This window comes from Altericroceibacterium endophyticum, from assembly GCF_009827595.1.
GTDB lineage: Bacteria > Pseudomonadota > Alphaproteobacteria > Sphingomonadales > Sphingomonadaceae > Altericroceibacterium > Altericroceibacterium endophyticum.
Genome location: NZ_WTYT01000004.1, coordinates 71,821 through 90,564, shown reverse-complemented (window position 1 = coordinate 90,564; position 18,744 = coordinate 71,821). Strand labels below are relative to the sequence as shown.

Annotated in this window: 16 protein-coding genes; 13 read left to right on the top strand and 3 right to left on the bottom strand. The window is 58.6% G+C overall.

Annotation, left to right across the window (positions count from 1 at the left end; translation table 11 throughout):
- Nucleotides 1-68: 68 nt before the first annotated feature.
- Nucleotides 69-3,026 carry an Rne/Rng family ribonuclease gene (locus GRI91_RS09645; RefSeq protein WP_160736471.1) on the bottom strand — a complete coding sequence of 986 codons (2,958 nt, stop codon included), beginning with the start codon at nt 3,024-3,026 and terminating at the stop codon, nt 69-71.
- A 462-nt stretch (nt 3,027-3,488) separates the two neighbouring features.
- Here GRI91_RS09645 and GRI91_RS09640 point away from each other — a divergent pair, with 462 nt between their 5' ends.
- From GRI91_RS09640 to GRI91_RS09615, 6 genes are all read left to right on the top strand, one after another.
- Nucleotides 3,489-4,385: an N-acetylmuramoyl-L-alanine amidase family protein gene (locus GRI91_RS09640; protein WP_160736470.1), complete on the top strand. Its 897-nt coding sequence runs from the start codon at nt 3,489-3,491 to the stop codon at nt 4,383-4,385.
- 81 nt (nt 4,386-4,466) lie between these two features.
- On the top strand, nt 4,467-6,974 hold the full coding sequence (locus GRI91_RS09635; protein ID WP_160736469.1) for a penicillin-binding protein 1A: 2,508 nt from the start codon (nt 4,467-4,469) through the stop codon (nt 6,972-6,974).
- Nucleotides 6,975-7,052: 78 nt separating this feature from the next.
- Nucleotides 7,053-7,601, top strand: a complete 549-nt coding sequence (locus tag GRI91_RS09630; protein ID WP_160736468.1) for a peroxiredoxin — start codon at nt 7,053-7,055, stop codon at nt 7,599-7,601.
- 147 nt (nt 7,602-7,748) lie between these two features.
- Nucleotides 7,749-8,876, top strand: coding sequence for a peptide chain release factor 2 (prfB, locus tag GRI91_RS09625; protein ID WP_160736467.1), 1,128 nt, complete (start codon nt 7,749-7,751; stop codon nt 8,874-8,876).
- Between the two features lie 5 nt (nt 8,877-8,881).
- Complete coding sequence (locus GRI91_RS09620) at nt 8,882-9,616, top strand: class I SAM-dependent methyltransferase (protein ID WP_237437805.1); 735 nt, start codon at nt 8,882-8,884, stop codon at nt 9,614-9,616.
- Nucleotides 9,617-9,640: 24 nt separating this feature from the next.
- On the top strand, nt 9,641-11,047 hold the full coding sequence (locus GRI91_RS09615) for an NAD(P)H-dependent flavin oxidoreductase (protein WP_160736466.1): 1,407 nt from the start codon (nt 9,641-9,643) through the stop codon (nt 11,045-11,047).
- A gap of 282 nt (nt 11,048-11,329) precedes the next feature.
- On the opposite strand, the gene GRI91_RS09610 is transcribed toward GRI91_RS09615, so the two are convergent.
- On the bottom strand, nt 11,330-12,640 hold the full coding sequence (locus GRI91_RS09610; RefSeq protein ID WP_160736465.1) for an ammonium transporter: 1,311 nt from the start codon (nt 12,638-12,640) through the stop codon (nt 11,330-11,332).
- Between the two features lie 163 nt (nt 12,641-12,803).
- Between GRI91_RS09610 and GRI91_RS09605 the strand changes: the two genes are divergently transcribed.
- Nucleotides 12,804-13,268, top strand: coding sequence for an SH3 domain-containing protein (locus tag GRI91_RS09605; RefSeq protein ID WP_160736464.1), 465 nt, complete (start codon nt 12,804-12,806; stop codon nt 13,266-13,268).
- A gap of 42 nt (nt 13,269-13,310) precedes the next feature.
- Here GRI91_RS09605 and GRI91_RS09600 read toward each other — a convergent pair whose 3' ends face one another.
- Nucleotides 13,311-14,507, bottom strand: coding sequence for a thiolase family protein (locus tag GRI91_RS09600; RefSeq protein WP_160736463.1), 1,197 nt, complete (start codon nt 14,505-14,507; stop codon nt 13,311-13,313).
- Between the two features lie 233 nt (nt 14,508-14,740).
- Between GRI91_RS09600 and ndhC the strand changes: the two genes are divergently transcribed.
- The 6 genes from ndhC to GRI91_RS09570 are packed head-to-tail and all read left to right on the top strand — an operon-like array spanning nt 14,741 to nt 18,743.
- Nucleotides 14,741-15,115 (top strand): NADH-quinone oxidoreductase subunit A, encoded by a 375-nt coding sequence (ndhC, locus tag GRI91_RS09595; protein WP_160736462.1) that lies wholly within the window; start codon nt 14,741-14,743, stop codon nt 15,113-15,115.
- Complete coding sequence (locus GRI91_RS09590) at nt 15,106-15,654, top strand: NuoB/complex I 20 kDa subunit family protein (protein WP_160736461.1); 549 nt, start codon at nt 15,106-15,108, stop codon at nt 15,652-15,654. The genes ndhC and GRI91_RS09590 overlap by 10 nt, the downstream gene beginning before the upstream one ends.
- An 11-nt stretch (nt 15,655-15,665) precedes the next feature.
- A complete protein-coding gene (locus GRI91_RS09585) occupies nt 15,666-16,535 on the top strand; it encodes an NADH-quinone oxidoreductase subunit C (RefSeq protein WP_202385548.1) in 870 nt (289 codons plus the stop codon).
- The gene (locus GRI91_RS09580; protein WP_160736460.1) at nt 16,532-17,746 is read left to right on the top strand and encodes an NADH-quinone oxidoreductase subunit D; all 1,215 of its coding nucleotides are present in this window, start codon (nt 16,532-16,534) and stop codon (nt 17,744-17,746) included. Before GRI91_RS09585 ends, GRI91_RS09580 begins: the two co-directional genes overlap by 4 nt.
- Nucleotides 17,747-17,769: 23 nt before the next feature.
- The gene (locus GRI91_RS09575) at nt 17,770-18,075 is read left to right on the top strand and encodes a nuclear transport factor 2 family protein (RefSeq protein WP_160736761.1); all 306 of its coding nucleotides are present in this window, start codon (nt 17,770-17,772) and stop codon (nt 18,073-18,075) included.
- Complete coding sequence (locus tag GRI91_RS09570) at nt 18,075-18,743, top strand: complex I 24 kDa subunit family protein (RefSeq protein WP_160736459.1); 669 nt, start codon at nt 18,075-18,077, stop codon at nt 18,741-18,743. Before GRI91_RS09575 ends, GRI91_RS09570 begins: the two co-directional genes overlap by 1 nt.
- Nucleotide 18,744: the final 1 nt, after the last annotated feature.

Below are 18,744 nucleotides of genomic sequence, written 5' to 3'. Positions count from 1 at the left end.
TTTCCGGAGCATAAAAAAGCCCGCCACTTCCTGAGAGAAGGGCGGGCTTTTTCTATAGCTGTATAAAATCAGCCGAAGGTGCGTTGCCACCAACCGCGGCGGGGTGACTTGTCCTGGTCATCATCATCCGAGCTGGAGCCGCCGGACACCTTTATTTCAGGTGTTTCCGTAATTCCGGTCTGCGCCGCAGGAGCCGATTCAGGCGCCGGTGCTGGTGCAGCAGGTTCAGGCTTTGCTGCCGGAGCAGGAGCGGGCTGTGAGGGCGCATCAGCCTTTTTGGCGTCATCCTCAGCGGTGTTTGCCGCTGCGGCTTTCGCGGCCTTATCCGCTTCTATCTCAGCTTTCGTCCGGCGCTTGCGGCGCTTGGGCTTCGGCTTTTCTTCCGCTTCATTGTCAGCCGTGCCGGATGCAGGCGTTTCTGCCGTGGCTGTATCCGCACTCGCTCCGCTTTCCTGATCAGCATCGGCCTTTTTCCGCCGCGTGCGGCGCTTGGGCTTGGGCTTTTCTTCTGCGGCTTCTGGAGCGTCGGCGGATGCCGGGGCATCCGCTGAGGCATCTGCCGAGCCACTTTCAGTGGTGGTGCTTTCCGCTTCGGCGTTTTCAGCCACTGGCTTCTTGCGGCGGCTGCGACGCTTGGGCTTCGGCTTTTCTTCAGTGTCCTCTGCCGATTTTTCCGCAGTCTGTTCCTCTGCTGCCGGGGTATCGGCAGGATCGGCCACGACGGCGATGTCATCTTCCAACTGCTGCGAAACCTGCTCTACGGCGTCAGCGGAATCATCCTGCTGATTATCCGACTGATTATGCGACTTTTCGTCATTATCGGCATTGTCACTGGACGTTTCACCATCGTCGAAACGCTTCCGGCGGCGGCCACCACGACGGCGGCGCTTCTTCGGCTGCTCTTCACCGTCACTATCCGAATTATCGCGGGGGCTGAATGACTTGTCGCTCTCTTCCGAATCCTCGGAGGACGCATTGTCATCGTCGCCGCGATCATCGTCATTGCGGCTCTCTTCGCCATTCTCGTCCTGATCGTTGCGCTTATTGCGGCCCCGGCCACCACGACGACGACGGCGACGCTTCTTGCGCGGTTCATCATCCTCTTCGGAGGTTTCTTCGGGGAGATCCTCTTCTTCCTCATCATCGTCATCTTCATCGACGATGGGAGCGAATTTAGGGGCGTTGGCTGGGCGCGGACCGGAACTTCCAACGCGCATCTTCGCGCCTTCGTCCTCACCTTCAGGCACGACCTGAACCGTCACGCCATAGCGTTCCTCAATCTCTGCCAGATCGGCGCGCTTGGCATTCAGCATATAGACGGCGGCTTCGGTGGACGCATAAAGCGAAATGACCGTGCCCTTGCCCTTGGCGGCTTCGTCTTCGATCAGACGCAGGGCCGAGAGACCCGCGCTGGATGCCGTGCGAACAAGCCCTGTGCCATCACAATGCGGGCATTCGCGCGTGGTTGCTTCCAGCACGCCTGTGCGCAAACGCTGGCGGCTCATTTCCATCAGGCCGAAGCCCGAGATCCGGCCAACCTGAATGCGGGCGCGGTCGTTCTTGAGCGAATCTTTCATCGCCTTTTCGACTTTCCGGACATTGGAATTGTGTTCCATGTCGATAAAGTCGATCACGACCAGACCGGCCATGTCGCGCAGGCGCAACTGACGGGCGATTTCATGCGCGGCTTCCATATTGGTGGCCAGCGCGGTCTGTTCGATCCCGTGTTCCTTGGTCGAACGGCCCGAGTTGATGTCGATGGACACCAGCGCTTCTGTGGGGTTGATGACCAGATAGCCGCCGGATTTCAGCTGCACCATCGGATCATACATTGCCGAAAGCTCGTCTTCCGCACCATGGCGCTGGAACAGCGGAACCGGGTCGGAATAGGCTTTCACCCGGCGCGCATGGCTGGGCATCAGCAATTTCATGAACTGCTTGGCGGCTTTGTAGCCTGCTTCGCCTTCGACGATCACTTCTTCGATTTCGCGATTATAGATATCGCGGATCGCGCGTTTGATGAGGTCGCTGTCCGAATGGATCATGGCCGGAGCAGCCGATGTCATCGTGCGATTGCGTATTTCATCCCACAAACGTGCGAGGTAATCAAAGTCGCGTTTGATTTCAGGCTTGGTGCGCTGCAGTCCGGCGGTCCGAACGATCAGGCCCATGCTTTTCGGCAGGCTGAGGCCGGATACGATCTGCTTCAACCGTTTACGGTCACCCGCGTTGGAAATCTTGCGCGAAATGCCGCCGCCATGGCTGGAATTGGGCATCAGCACGCAATAGCGACCGGCAAGGCTGAGATAGGTGGTCAGCGCGGCGCCTTTATTGCCGCGTTCTTCCTTCACGACCTGCACCAGCAGAACCTGACGGCGCTGAATGACGTCCTGAATCTTGTAACGGCGGCGCAAAGCGTGACGGCGCGCGCGCAGATCGTCCAGTTCCTTGCTGCGGCCGCGGCCCTGACGGCGATTGCCGCGGGGTTTGCGGCCACGCCGGCGCGAACGATCATCGTCGCTATTTTCATCGGAATCATCGCTGTCGTCGTCATCCTCGTCGGAATCGTCATCCGAGTTGGAATTATCGTCGCGATCTACATGGCCATCTTCGATTGTGGCGACGTCGTTCTTCTCCGACGTATCGATTTCCTCGAGACCGCCGTTTTCGTCGTCATCATCATCATCGTCGTCATCATCGCCATGGTCCGCCGCCCGCAAGGCGGCTTCTTCCTCTGCATGCGCTTCTTCTTCGGCGAGAAGAGCTTCGCGATCTTCCTTCGGGATCTGATAATAATCCGGATGGATTTCGCTGAAGGCGAGGAAGCCATGGCGATTTCCGCCAAAGTCCACGAATGCAGCCTGCAGGGAGGGTTCGACCCTCGTTACCTTGGCGAGATAGATATTGCCCTTGATCTGCTTGTGTTCAGCAGATTCAAAGTCGAATTCTTCAATCCGATTGCCTTTGAGAACCGCCACCCGGGTTTCTTCCGAGTGGCGCGCATCGATTAGCATGCGCGTTGCCATTGAATAGTCTCCGTGCGCGCGGGTCCGATCCGGCCGGGGTAATCGCCAGGCCAGCAGTCGGGAAAAGGCGCGCATTTGTCTGAAAAAAGGCGCATGGCTGCGTGTTGCTTGCCATGCTGCCATTGGGAACATACCCCCGACCGGCCGCTTGCCGATGCAGGGGGGTAAATGTGTCTGCCATTAAGGAACGGCGCAGGAATTGCGTCTGCGCGCCAGCATGCGTCACTGCCACGGCGCAGCAAATCTGCTCCAGTGGTAGGGACGGACTTTGGCTTTTCATTAAGGCATCAACCTGTAAAATCTTCCGTCTCCGGGCATATAGCCCGACGGGTAATCTCCGTTGGTGCGACTGCACCCGGTTTGCATTGGCTAGCACCACCCTGTCGGCGGAGCAACCATGTTGCGCACTAGCGAAAAATAACTTGGCATTCGTTAATGGGCCGCATTACCGCTTAACCCCTTATGTCGCCCCGTTTTCAGATCCCGCTTATTCTGTTCGCGCCCCTGGCAATACTGGGCGCGGTCTATTTGCTCGGCCTGACTATTCCTGTCCCCAGTCTGGGGCGCGATTATGTGGTGCGGGTGGATCTTCCCGCCGAGAATAAGGCGCTCAGGATTCCTTTGGTGCAGGGCAGCGCGGATGATACGCGGCCCTTGGTGGTCATTGATGCCGGGCATGGGGGGTATGATCCCGGTGCAAGCGGGCAGGGCGTAAAAGAGAAGGATCTGGTGCTGGGGCTGGCACAGGCCCTGCGCGATCAATTGCTGAAAGACGGGGGGCTACGCGTGGTGCTGACCCGCGATGATGACAGCTTTCTGGCGCTCGAAGAGCGCTTTGCGATTGCCCGCGAGCTCAACGCCGATCTGTTCATTTCGCTTCATGCCGATTCTGCCGGGGATCTGGATGGCGTATCAGGCGCGAGCATTTATACCTTGTCGGACGCGGCCTCCACCGATGCGGCGGCGCGCTTCGCCCAGCGGGAAAATGGCGCCGATATTGTGAATGGCGTCAAATTGTCGGGACACAGTGAAAATGTGAATTCCCTGCTGGTCGAGCTGTCTCAAAGGCAGGCGCTGAATGATTCCGCCGAATTTGCCCGCCTTATCCTGCGCGAAGGAAAAAGCATGGCGGGCCAGATGGGGGATAAGCCTACGCTGAAATTTCACGCAAATCCCTTGCGATCGGCGGCGCTGGTGGTGCTGCGGGCACCGGATATGCCCTCGGTTCTGTTTGAGGCTGGCTATATTTCCAACCCGGCTGAGGCGCGCTGGCTGATGTCAGCGGAGGGGCGCCGCAATTTTGCGCTCATTATGAGCCGGGCAATCCGGGTCTATTTCGCACGCCGCAGCGCGGACTGAGCAGCGAAGATATGATCTGTATCATCCGATGCGCTTGGTTCTGGCGCGAAACGGATTTCCCATGCTAAGGCGCTGATCACCATGTCAGAGACAGAACAGAATACCGGCGAATATATCCGTCATCGTCTGCGCCGGGACACCGGCAGTGCCTGGTCCTGGTTCCGGGGGAACTGGCGCGGGAAACGGCTCTTTCGCTGGGCCTTTTTCCTGATTGGCTTTGGTCTGCTGGCGCTGATCGCTGCCTGGTTTGCGCTGGCTCGGGATTTGCCTGATGCCGAGGTGCTGCTGGATTACGAGCCGCCTTTGCCCACCATGGTGCGCGGAATCGATGGGGAAATCGTGCATTCTTTCGCGCGTGAGCGGCGCGTGCAGCTGCAATATCGGGATTTTCCAGAACAGCTGGTCAACGCTTACACGTCCGCAGAAGACAAGACTTTCTGGACTCATGGCGGGGTCGACATCACTGGTCTGGCCGCTGCTGTGGTGGATTACACCAGCAAGCTGGGGTCGGGCGAACGCGCCCGCGGCGGTTCCACCATCACGCAGCAGGTCGCCAAGAATATTCTGGTCGGCAATGAATATTCGGTGACGCGCAAGCTGAAAGAGATGATTCTCGCCCGCCGGATCGAGGATGTGCTCAGCAAGCAGCAGATTATGGAGCTGTATCTTAACGAGATACCGCTCGGACGCCGCAGCTTTGGGGTGCAGGCCGCAGCGCGCGCTTATTTCGACAAGGATGTCGGCGATCTCAATCTGCCGCAAATGGCCTATCTGGCCATTTTGCCCAAGGCGCCAGAGACCTATAGCCGCGAAAAACATTACGATGCGGCTCTGGAGCGGCGTAACTGGGTGCTGTCCCAGATGCAGGAAAATGGCCACATCACCGAGGCAGAAGCGCGCGCAGCACAGGCGACGCCGCTGGGGATCGTGGCGCAGCATTCCGGGACCCAATCAGCCGATGCGGGCTATTTCCTTGAGGAAGTACGTCGGCAGCTGATCGGCAAATATGGCGAAACCGCTGAAGACGGGCCGCATAGCGTTTATGCTGGCGGGCTCTGGGTGCGGACATCGCTGGATACCGAATTGCAGGATGCGGCGCAGAACAGCCTGCGTGCCGGCCTGATGCGGTATCAGGGGAATCGTGGCTGGCACGGCCCGATTGCCACGATCAATCTGGAAGATGGCAATTGGAAGGGGCAACTCGCCAGTTCCTATCTCTCAACCAATTACAAGGATTGGCGCGTTGGCGTGATTACGCAGCGTTCGGGCAAGTCGGCGCAGATCGGCTTTACCGATGGCAAGGAATATCCGCTGTCCAACTTTCCGAACAAATTGGCGGCAGGCGACGTGGTTGCCGCATCACCCAGCGGCAATGGCTATCGCTTGCAGACTGTTCCTGAAGTGTCCGGTGGCTTCGTTGCGCAGGACCCCAATAACGGCCGTATTCTGGCGATACAGGGCGGCTTTGATTCGCGGCTTGGCGCTTTCAACCGTGCCACGCAGGCCAACCGTCAGCCCGGCTCTACCATCAAGCCGTTCGTCTATGCCACAGGCCTGGATAACGGGATGACACCGGCGACGATGGTCCCTGATGAGACATATTGTTATTATCAGGGGTCCAATCTGGGCGAGAAATGCTTCCGCAACTATGGCGGGGGTTCCGGCGGTGAGCATACGATGCGCTGGGGTCTGGAACAGTCCCGCAATTTGATGACGATCCATATCGCGATGGATGCGGGAATGGAAAATGTCACCAAGACCATCGATCGCGTCGGGATCGGTTCTTACAAACCCTATCCGGCTTTTGCGCTTGGTGCGGGTGACACCACCGTGCTGAAAATGGTGAATGCTTATTCCGCGCTGGTCGATCATGGCCTGCAACATAATCCGACAGTGATCGATTATGTTCAGGATCGCCGCGGGAAAGTGATCTGGCGCGCCGATACGCGTGATTGCACGGGCTGCAATATGCCTGAATGGAATGGTGAGCCGATGCCACGGCTGGCGCAAAAGGGTAAGCAGGTGCTGGACCCGCGCACGGCCTATCAGGTGATTCACATGATGGAAGGCGTGGTTCAACGCGGCACTGCGGTTGTCTTGCGCGATCTCAACATGCCGCTGGCAGGCAAGACCGGCACGACCACGGGGCCGACCAATGTCTGGTTCGTGGGCGGTTCGCCGGATATTGTGGCCGGCGTCTATATGGGCTTCGATCAGCCGCGCAATCTCGGCGGCTGGGTTCAGGGCGGCACCTATGCAGCACCGATGTTCAAACAATTCGTGAAAGAAACACGCGATAAATGGTCCGAGCGCCCGTTCCTGGCCCCCGAAGGTGTACGCATGGTCCGCGTTGATCGGCGGACCGGTGGACGCGTCTTTGATGCATGGCCCAGTGGTGAACCGCTCGCCGGGGTTATCTGGGAAGCGTTCAAGCCGGATACGGAACCGCGCCGCGCCGCAAGGCAGGAAGAGATTGACCGTTTGCGCAGTCTGGTGATGGCCCAGCTCAAGCGTCGTGAGCGCGGCGCTGCCAAGAAGCAGGACGATCAGCCAGCCAACTTTGTGGAAGAGCAGGGCGGTCTCTATTGATCATCGCGATACCCCCGCAATTGGGGCGCGGCGAAAAGGTGATGGACTTCCAGCAGTTCTAAGAGCATTCTGTAAGCTATGAAAAACGCACGCTTCGCTGTCGCCGCCGCTCTTGTTGCGGTTTGCCTGTCCGGTCCGGCCAATGCTGCACTGGATCAAGGGGCAAAGGCTCCCGAGATCGCCACCAAGGGCGCGCTTGCGGGTAAGGTTTTTTCGTTCGACCTGCAGAAGGCGCTCAAGAAGGGGCCGGTTGTGCTCTATTTCTTCCCGAAGGCCTTTACCAAGGGCTGCACATTGGAAGCGAACGCCTTTGCTGAGGCGATGGACGATTTTGAAGCGGCTGGCGCGCAAGTGGTTGGCCTCTCCGCTGATGATCTGCCGACGCTGCAGAAATTCTCGACCGAAGAATGCCGCGATGCCTTTCCGGTAGCCCGGGCAAGTGCGGCGACGATCCGCAATTATGACGTCTCCTTCAGTCCGCAAGGCGCCGACACTGGCCTCAGTGATCGGACGTCTTACGTTATCGCGCCTGATGGACGTATTGTGATGGCCTATTCCGATCTGGACTGGCGCCAGCATGTTTCGCGCAGCCTTGCAAAGGTGCGCGCGCTTTCCGGCACGAAGTGAATCACCGCTTCCGCAAGCTCTTGCGGAAGCTGGCTAGTTGAGGCCCGGCCTCGGGTCATTTGCGGCTTGCGTCAGCGCGCCGTCACCCCACCTCTATCGTAAATCAAAATGCTCGGTTACACGGGCACCGAACAACGGAGATTTGCTATGCGTGCCGAAGGGCAGGCTCATATTGACCGGATCGAGGCCGCGCTCGCACTCGTGCGTCGCTCGCTGAATTGGGACATGGCGGTGCGCCGCTTGGATGAACTGAACGCCAAGGTGGAAGATCCCACTTTGTGGGACAATCCAAAAGAAGCTGAAAACGTGATGCGTGAACGGCGCTATCTCGAAAGCTCGATTGGCACCGTGAATGAAATTTCGCAGGAAATGTCCGATGCGATCGAATTTGTCGAACTTGGCGAGGCTGAGGACGATGATGACACGATCAATGAAGGGCTGACCTCGCTGGAACAGCTTGCTGCACGCGCCGATGCCGACAAGGTGCAGGCGCTGCTGTCGGGTGAAGCGGATTCCTACGACACTTATATCGAAGTGCATGCCGGGGCTGGCGGAACGGAGAGCCAGGACTGGGCCGAGATGCTGCAGCGTATGTATTCGCGCTGGGCGGAAAGCCGGGGCTACAAGGTTGAAGTGGTCGATTATCATGCAGGCGAGCAGGCCGGCATCAAATCGGCGACCCTGCTGGTCAAGGGCGAGAACGCCTATGGCTATGCCAAAACCGAAAGCGGTGTGCATCGCCTGGTCCGGATCAGCCCTTATGACAGTTCAGCCCGCCGCCATACGAGCTTTTCCAGCGTCTGGGTCTATCCGGTGATTGATGACGATATCGAAATCGATATCAATGAAAGCGATCTTCGCATCGATACCTATCGCGCCAGCGGCGCGGGCGGTCAGCACGTCAACACGACCGATTCCGCCGTGCGTATCACCCATATGCCGAGCGGTATTGTGGTGGCGAGCCAGAATGACCGGTCGCAGCATAAGAACCGCGCCACCGCGATGAACATGCTGAAAGCACGTCTTTACGAGGCGGAATTGCAGCGGCGCGAGGCAGACGCATCGGGCGAATATCAGGAAAAGACTGAAATTGGCTGGGGCCACCAGATCCGTTCTTATGTCTTGCAGCCTTATCAGATGGTCAAGGATTTGCGCACCGGCGTAACATCAACCGCACCGGGCGATGTGCTGGACGGCAAAATCGATGACTTCATCGCAGCTGCACTGGCGCAGCGGGTGACGGGTGATGCCGTGGATGTGGAGGATGTCGATTGACATTCCTGCGCGGCCTTTCTCTGGCGTGCCTGCTGGTGCTCAGCGGCTGTAATCAAGCCAGTGATGATGCCGGGCGACCGGAAAACGCGCGTGAATTCCCGCGTGCGTTCCGGCCTGTTTCGCCCTTGGGGGCGACATCTGTTTCGAATGAGCGTGCCCGTGATGACCGGCGTGAAGCGCAGACGGTGATGGACCTGGCCGATATTCGGCCGGGGATGACCGTGGCCGATATTGGCGCTGGTGAAGGCTATTACACTGTGCGCCTGTCGGAGCGTGTCGGACCATCCGGCCGCGTGCTGGCGCAGGATGTCGATGCCAGCGCGCTGGAACGGCTCGGCAATCGGATCGAGCGGGAGCGGCTGGGCAATGTCGCGATCAAGCGCGGCGTGATCGCCGATCCGGGCCTGCCCAAGGACAGTTTTGACCGGATTTTTCTGGTCCATATGTATCACGAAGTGGCTGAGCCTTTCGCCTTTCTGTGGCGCTTGCGTCCGTCACTGAGAAAGGGCGGAAGGGTCATCGTGGTCGATGCTGACCGGCCAACGGATCAGCACGGAATCGATCCACAATTGCTGTTTTGCGAATTTAACCAGTTGGGCTTTCGCCTGGTTGGTTTTGAGCGTAAGCCCGAGCTTGCGGGATATTATGCAGAATTTGAGGCTGTCGGCGATCGGCCGGAGCCATCTGAAATCGAACCATGTCGCCAGCCTGGCGACCAAGAGGAAGAGGCGGCGGCCTGACGGGCGTCGTTAATCGGGGTTACTATGTCTTTCAAAGGTTTGAAGCCGATTCAATATGCTGGACGTGAAGTCTGGCCGTTGATCGAAGGTGGTAAGGGTGTCTCGGCCACCAACCATGCCAGTTCTGGTGCCTGGGCGGCGGCTGGCGGAATAGGTACAGTGAGCGCCGTTAATGCCGACAGCTACGATGCTGAAGGCAAGATTATCCCTCAGGTCTATGAACAGCTGACCCGCAAGGAACGGCACGAACAGCTGATCCGCTACGCTATTGATGGCGGCGTGGAACAGGTGCGGCGTGCGCATGAAATTTCCGGTGGCAAGGGTGCGATCAACATCAATGTGCTGTGGGAAATGGGTGGTGCCCAGCCTGTCCTGGAAGGCATTCTGGAGCAGACACGCGGTTTGGTGGCAGGCGTCACTTGCGGTGCAGGCATGCCCTATAAGCTGTCTGAAATCGCCGCGCGCTATAATGTTCACTATCTGCCGATTATCAGCTCTGGCCGCGCCTTTCGCGCGCTCTGGAAGCGGGCCTATCACAAGGTCAGCGAATTGATGGCCGCAGTGGTCTACGAAGATCCCTGGCTGGCTGGCGGCCATAATGGCCTCTCCAATGCCGAAGACCCCCGCAAACCGGAAGATCCATATCCCCGCGTAAAGGCTTTGCGCGATGTCATGCGCAAGGAAGGCATTTCCGATGATGTGCCGATCGTGATGGCCGGCGGCGTCTGGGCCCTGCGTGATTGGGAAAACTGGATCGATAATCCTGAACTGGGGCAGATTGCCTTCCAGTTTGGCACGCGGCCCCTGCTGACGCAGGAAAGCCCCATTCCGCAAGGATGGAAGGATGCGCTGCGCGAATTGGAACCGGGCGATGTGTCGCTGCATCGTTTCTCCCCCACCGGATTTTACAGCTCCGCTGTTCGCAACCCTTTCCTGCGTAATCTGGAAGAGCGTTCCGAGCGCCAGATTCCCTATTCCAAGGTCGAAGCGGGCGAACATACGGTGCAGCTCGATGTCGGGGTGAAGGGCAAGAACTTCTGGGTCACGCCCAAGGACCGGGACCGCGCCCGGGGATGGGTGGCAGAAGGCTTTACCGAAGCTCTGAAAACGCCCGATGACACGGTGGTCTTTGTCACGCCTGACGAACGCGCGATTATCCGCAAGGATCAGGCCGACTGCATGGGCTGTCTGTCACATTGCGGCTTTTCCTCATGGAAAGACCATGATGATTTCACCACCGGCCGATTGGCGGACCCGCGCAGCTTCTGCATTCAGAAGACCCTGCAGGATATCGCCCATGGTGACCCGATTGATGAAAATCTGATGTTTGCCGGCCACGCGGCATATCGTTTCAAGCAGGACCCGTTCTATTCCAACAATTACACCCCCACGGTGAAGGAATTGATCGAGCGGATACTGACCGGCGATTGATAACCGCGCCCGCGCTGCGAAGCACAGCCGGGTTGCTCATCTTTCCAGCGGCGCGCTGTCCTCGCGGGCAGCGCGCCGTTTTTTGATAGCGTGGCGTGAGTGGCTGGGATGCCTTCGCCGCAACCTGTTCCGGTTGACCGTTGGACCGTGCCGCAGGACCAGGTAGGTTCGGGAACAGATTCACGTCTGAAGGCCTTCGCCTGAGCGAAATCGGACCGATTACCAGCGTGATGTTTCACGCTTTAGCGCCGTCAGCATTGGGGGGCCGTTTGGCGCCCCGGATCAATCCAGCTCCCAGCCTCTTTCACCATGACTGGAGACATCGAGCCCCTGACGTTCGGAATCTTCATCGACACGCATGGGAATGAAGAGCGAAACGCCAAACGCAATGGCGACTGTTGCGATTGCGGAGAAGGTGGCCACGAGCAGCACACCAAATGCTTGTACACCCAACATCGACAGCATGTTCATACCCTCAGCGTAACCGGTGCCGCCGAATATCGGTGACAGGAATACGCCCAGCAGAACGGAGCCCAGCATACCGCCAACGCCGTGCACGGCAAAAACATCGAGGGAATCGTCGATCCTGGCTTTGTTCTTCACCAATTGGATAGCGCCATAGCAAACCACCGCACCGGCTGCGCCGATCAGAACGGCTGCTCCGGGCGAGACAAAGCCTGCCGCCGGCGTGATTGTCGCCAGACCGGCAATGGCTCCGGTGGCAAAGCCGACCGTCGTGGCCTTGCCAAAGGTGAGCTTTTCGATGCCGAGCCAGACCAGCGCGGCGCAGGCGGCGGCAACATGGGTGTTGATGATGGCTGTGGAGGCGTCATCGGTCGCGGTGAGGGCAGAGCCACCATTGAAGCCGAACCAGCCGACCCAGAGCAGCATCGCGCCCAGCATGGTCAGCCCAGGGGCATGGGGAAGCAAAGCGCCGCCCGGGAAACCCTGCCGTTTGCCTAGCAAAAGTACCACGGCGAGGGCAGAGACGCCGGCCGTCGTATGGACAACGATGCCACCGGCGAAATCGAGCACGCCCAGCTCACCCAGCCAGCCTCCGCCCCAGATCCAATGCGTGACCGGGGCATAGACGATCAGACTCCAGAAGGCGCAGAAGGTTACGACCCAGCCAAATCGCGCACGGTCAACCCATGCGCCAACCATCAGGGCAGGGGTGATGGCGGCAAAGGTCATCTGAAACAGCGCAAATGTGCTTTCGGGAATAGTGGTCGCCTGGCGGACGGCATCCAGTCGGATCAGCATCCAGGCATTGCCCGCGCCCAGCCAGCCATTGGTCGGCATGCCGAAGGCCAGCGTATAGCCAACCAGCACCCAGAGCAGCGAAGCGACGGCGGCGACTGCGCCGATTTGCAGCAGGACCGACAGAAAGTTCTTGGCGCGAACCAATCCCCCATAAAACAGGCCCAGGCCCGGCAATGTCATCAGCAGGACCAGCGCGGAGCAGACCAGAATCCAGGCCGTGTCACCGCTATTTCCGGCTACAGCAAAGGGATCGATGATGGCTATGGGCTCTGCATGAGCAATCGCTGGGCTCAGCAACATGAGTAGGGCGGCAGCGTATTTGCGCAACATGGTCGAATTTCCCCTCCCGCTAATGATCTAGCTTGGCGCGAGCTGTTAAGTATGATTGTTGTTTCGGGCAAGTCTCGTTTGAAATGGACTTGCGGAGTGTGCCCTCAAAACAGTTGTGCAGGATGCTTGAACCCTGTCGCTTGGGCGCGCTAAAGCCCTGCTCATGCGCATCTGTCTGGCTTTGCTTGTTCTTCTCTGTCTCCCGATTCGGGCCGCCCATGCGCAGGACCGCGAAGTTCCCTATTGGGCATCTTTGCGCGCGGATAAGGTGAACATGCGGGTTGGTCCCAGCCCATCCTATCGGATCGAGTGGGTGTATCACCGTAAGGATCTGCCGATAAAGGTCGTACGGCTGAAAGGTGGCTGGCGGCTGGTTCAGGATCAGGATGGTGCCCAGGGATGGATCGTCGCGCGCCTGCTCAACCCACGGCGCAGCGCGGTTGTGATTGGCGAGGGTGAGGCGGCAATGCGGGCAGAGGGATCTGCTGGTGCGCCGCTCAAATGGCAGCTGGAGCCCGGCGTGGTCGGCATTTTGGGGCAATGTAGAGGCGGTTGGTGCGAGCTTAATGTCGCCGGGCATCGCGGCTGGGTGCAGAGCGCGCGCCTGTGGGGAGCTGGTCAGCCCTGATGCCGAGAAAGAAAGGGGCGCCTAAGCGCCCCTTTAATCCAATCAGATAAGTTCAACCGCAACGGCGGTGGCTTCTCCGCCGCCAATGCACAGGCTGGCGATGCCTTTGCTTTTACCCTGCTGCTTCAGGGCGTTCAGGAGAGTCACGATAATGCGCGCGCCGCTGGCGCCGATCGGGTGGCCAAGAGCCGTGCCGCCGCCATTCACATTGATCTTGTCATGCGGAATGCCCAGATCCTTCATCGCGAACATGGCGACACAGGCAAACGCTTCGTTCACTTCGAAAAGATCAACCTTATCAATGCTCCAGCCGGTCTGTTTGAGCAGCTTTTCGATTGCGCCGACCGGGGCGGTGGTGAAGGCGCGTGGTTCCTGCGCATGGGCGGCCATGCCAACGATCCGTGCGACAGGCTTCAGGTTCCGCTCCTTTGCCACGCTTTCCCGCGTGAGGGTGAGGGCGGCCGCACCGTCGGAAATCGAGGAGGACGTTGCTGCGGTAATCGTACCGTCCTTGGCAAAGGCGGGGCGCAATTGCGGAATCTTGTCCGGGCGGCCCTTACCGGGCTGCTCATCGGTGTCCACGGTGTGCTCACCCTTGCGGGTGGTGATGGTCACCGGGGCGATTTCATCGGCAAAGGCGCCGCTTTCAATGGCCTTATTGGCACGGGCGAGGGATTCGATCGCATATTCGTCCATATCCTCGCGCGTCAGATTGTAGTCATTGGCGGTGTCCTGCGCGAAGGAGCCCATCGCTGCGCCCGCTTCATAGGCATCTTCAAGACCATCGAGGAACATGTGGTCATAGGCCGTGTCATGGCCCAGACGCGCGCCGGAGCGGTGCTTCTTCAGCAGATATGGCGCATTGGTCATGCTCTCCATGCCGCCTGCTACCACGATATCGACGGTGCCGGCTGCCAATGCCTCTGACCCCATGATCACCGTCTGCATGCCGGAGCCGCACACTTTGTTGACGGTGGTTGCTTCCACCGATTTGGGAAGGCCGGCCTTGATCGCAGCCTGCCGGGCCGGAGCCTGACCGAGTCCCGCCGGCAGAACACAGCCCATATAGAGGCGGTTCACATCCTCTCCGCTGACAGAAGCGCGTTCCACCGCGGCCCGAACGGCGGTGGAGCCGAGATCAGTTGCCGAGGCATCGGACAGCGCGCCCTGCATCCCCCCCATCGGAGTGCGTGCATAGGACAGGATAACGATTGGATCGTTTTCGGAGAAGACTGCCATAATTTTCAGGGCCCTTTCATTGCCGTGATATTGCTGCCGCGTTAATAATGATTGCCGCAACAGCGCCTCGTTCTTTGATTTAGGTTTGCGAAGCGTGAAACACAATCCACCCCGCATATTGCAGCCTTATTGCGAGCGCCGCGCAACAACGCAAAAACTGGGCCATCACCCTTGAACCCTTCGGCAGGTAGGACTAGTGCGCGAGCAACATAAGCAAGCAATCGAGTCAGCTCTTGGTCGATCTAACGCAATATTTGCCGATCCTTATTTTCCTTGGGATCGCGCTGGCCCTCTCGGCCCTCTTCGTGTTCCTGCCTATGGGCGTGTCGCGCCTGACAGGGGCGCACAATCCAAATGCGGACAAGCTCAGCGAGTATGAATGCGGTTTTCCCGCATTCGAAGATTCGCGGAGCCAGTTCGATGTGCGCTTCTATCTGGTGGCGATCCTGTTCATCATTTTCGACCTGGAGGCAGCGTTCCTGTTTCCCTGGGCCGTCAGTCTGGACATTACCGGCTGGGCCGGGTGGATCACCATGATGGTCTTTTTGGGTGAGCTGATCATCGGTTACATCTATGCCTGGAAGAAAGGAGCGTTGGAATGGGAGTAAATGAAACCATCCCCGCTGCGCAGCCTGGCCAAATTCGTCAGCCTGAACAGGATTATTTCAACGCCCTGTCGACAGAAGTGAACGACAAGGGTTTTCTGGTTACGTCGACCGAGGAATTGTTCCAGTGGGCCCGTACGGGGTCGCTGTGGTGGATGACTTTCGGCCTCGCATGCTGCGCGGTTGAAATGATCCATGTGAACATGCCGCGGTACGACATGGAGCGCTTCGGCGCTGCGCCGCGCGCTTCACCGCGTCAGAGCGACGTGATGATCGTGGCCGGTACGCTGTGCAACAAAATGGCGCCCGCTTTGCGCAAGGTCTATGACCAGATGTCCGAGCCGAAATATGTGATTTCGATGGGCAGCTGCGCCAATGGCGGCGGTTATTACCATTACAGCTATTCGGTTGTGCGCGGCTGTGACCGCGTTGTGCCGGTGGATATCTATGTTCCGGGCTGCCCGCCGACGGCAGAGGCTCTGCTTTACGGTGTGATGCAGCTGCAGCGGAAGATCCGCCGCCAGGGCACGATCGAGCGCTGAGGAGACGCGATATGGCACAGATACTGCACTCTGCACCGCGCTTCTCCTCGATCGAGGGTTTGGGTGACACGCTGTCCGCAGCGCTGGGCGATATGCTCGTCGACGTGACGCAGGAGCATGGTGAGCTGTTGCTCACCATCAAGCGTGACCGAATCGCGGACGCGCTGCGCCTGCTGCGTGACGAACACGAATATCAGCAGCTGATGGAAATCGCCGGCGTTGATTATCCGCAGCGGCCTGAGCGGTTTGAAGTTGTTTACATGCTGCTCTCGGTGACGAAGAATCATCGCCTGATGGCGAAGGTTTCGACGGATGAGAACACGCCGGTTCCCACGGTCACCACGCTGTGGCCGGTCGCCGGGTGGCTCGAACGTGAAGTGTTCGACATGTATGGCGTGTTGTTTGACGGGAATACCGATCTGCGCCGTATCCTCACCGATTACGGCTTTGAAGGGCATCCCTTCCGCAAGGATTTCCCGCTGTCGGGCTATCAGGAAATTCGCTATTCCGAAGAGGAAAAGCGGGTGGTCTATGAGCCTGTCGAGCTGGCACAGGATTTCCGCAGCTTTGATTTCATGAGCCCGTGGGAAGGCGCCGATTACGTGTTGCCGGGTGATGAGAAGGTTGCCGAAAATCCGGAGCCGCCGAAGGCCAAGGAAGCCAAGACGACCGACAAGCCCTCTGATACGGGTGCCGGTGCCAAAGCCGATGCCAAGGCCGCTGAACAGAAAAGCGATGCCGGACCGGCAAAGGATGACAAGGCTGCCGCAGACGACAAGGCGCCTGAACCTACCGAAGACCGCCCGGCCAAACCGGCGCGTGAAGGCAAGGTTGCCGATACCAAGGGCGCGACTGAGCAGGACAAGGAGCCGGGCAAATGAGCGGTCTGACACTTGAACAGTCGCCGACCACTGGTGACGAAACGATCACCAATTACACGATCAATTTCGGTCCGCAGCATCCCGCGGCCCATGGCGTGCTGCGCATGGTCATGGAACTGGACGGCGAAGTCGTTGAGCGTGTCGATCCGCATGTTGGGCTGCTGCACCGCGGCACTGAAAAGCTGATCGAATACAAGACCTATTTGCAGGCACTGCCTTATTTCGACCGGCTCGATTATTGCTCGCCGCTCTGCATGGAACATTCTTATGTTCTGGCGATCGAGAAGCTGCTGAATGTCGAAGTGCCGCTGCGCGCACAATATTTGCGTGTGCTGTTCGCTGAATTGACACGCATTTCCAACCACATGCTCAACATTGGCAGTCATGTGATGGATGTTGGCGCGATGACGCCGAACCTGTGGCTGTTCGAAATTCGCGAAGATTGCCTCAACTTTTTTGAACGCGCTTCGGGCGCCCGTATGCACAGCGCCTGGTTCCGGCCGGGCGGGGTGCATCAGGATGTGCCGCTCAAGCTGCTGACGGATATCGCCGATTGGCTTGATACGCGTCTGCCCGAGTTGTTCGAAGATGCGATGAGCCTGGTGGTCGACAACCGCATTTTCAAACAGCGTAACGTCGATATCGCGAAGGTGAGCAAGGAAGACGCGCTGGCCTGGGGTTTCTCCGGCCCGCTCATCCGTGCGGCAGGCATTCCCTGGGATCTGCGCAAGAGCCAGCCCTACGATGTCTATGACCGGATGGATTTTGAAATTCCGGTTGGCACCAATTCGGATTGCTATGACCGTTTCATGGTCCGCGTGGAGGAGGTTCGCCAATCCGCCCGCATCATGAAGCAATGTCTTGCGGAAATGCCGGAAGGTCCAATTGCTTCGGATGATCGCAAGGTCGCTCCGCCGAAACGCGCCGAGATGAAGCAGTCGATGGAAGCGCTGATCCATCACTTCAAACTCTATACCGAGGGCTTTCACGTCCCGGCAGCTGAAGTGTATGTGGCAACTGAAAGCCCCAAGGGTGAATTCGGTGTGTATCTGGTCAGCGACGGGTCGAACAAACCCTATCGCTGCAAGATTCGTCCGACCGCCTTCAGCCATTTGCAGGCGATGGATTTCATGTGCAAAGGCCATATGCTGTCCGATGCGACTGCTATTCTGGGGGCGATCGATGTGGTGTTCGGGGAGTGTGACCGGTGAGTAAACTGTCCATCGCCCAGAAGATGATCGAGCATTACAACGCACAGGATGCGGATGCCTATGTTGCGCTGATGACTGATGATGCCTGCGAAGCGGGCTATCGCGGTGATGTTGTGCGTGATGGCAAAGAAGGGACGCGAACCGGCCTGAAGGCAATGTTCGCAGAATTCCCTGAAAACCGCGCAGATATCATGTGGTCACAGGAACTGGGCAACAATGTTGTCCTCCATGAACGCGTGCGTCGCTCCGCTACGGGCGAGCCGTTCGACGTTGTGGCAATTTACAGTTTTGAGGGCGACAAGTGCTCTCGAGTGGAGTTCGTTCGCTAATGGCTGACCGTTATCTGGAAGCTGACACGCCCGAACTGCGTGAACGCTGGGGCAATTGGTCCTTCAATGAAAAGTGGGATGCGAAGGCGAAAGAAGCCATCGCCCGCTATCCTGAAGGCCGTCAGAAAAGCGCCGTGATGGCGCTGCTCGATTTTGCCCAGCGCCAGGTGGGTGAAGAAACCGATACGCAGGGCTGGTTGCCGATTCCCGTGATGGAATATGTCGCGACCTATCTTGCCATGCCGATCATTCGCGTGGTCGAAGTCGCGACCTTCTACACCATGTATAATCTGGTGCCGGTCGGGAAATATCACGTGCAGGTCTGCGGAACGACGCCCTGCATGCTGCGCGGCTCGGACGATGTTCTGGAAACATGCTACAAGCGTGGCATGAAGAAGGGGCATACGACCTCCGACGGTTTGTGGACGCTGACGGAGGTGGAATGCATGGGCAATTGCGCCTCTGCCCCGATGGTTCAGATCAATGACGACAATTACGAAGATTTGACTTCGGATCGACTGGAAAGCGTGCTCGACGCGCTGGAAAAGGGTGAAAGTCCCAAGGCCGGCACGCAGGAACCGGGGCGTCATACGGTGGAGCCGGTAGGCGGGCCCACCAGTCTGAAGGAAATGGTTTCCGAAAATCACGATTATCGGGGGGAGTGGTAAG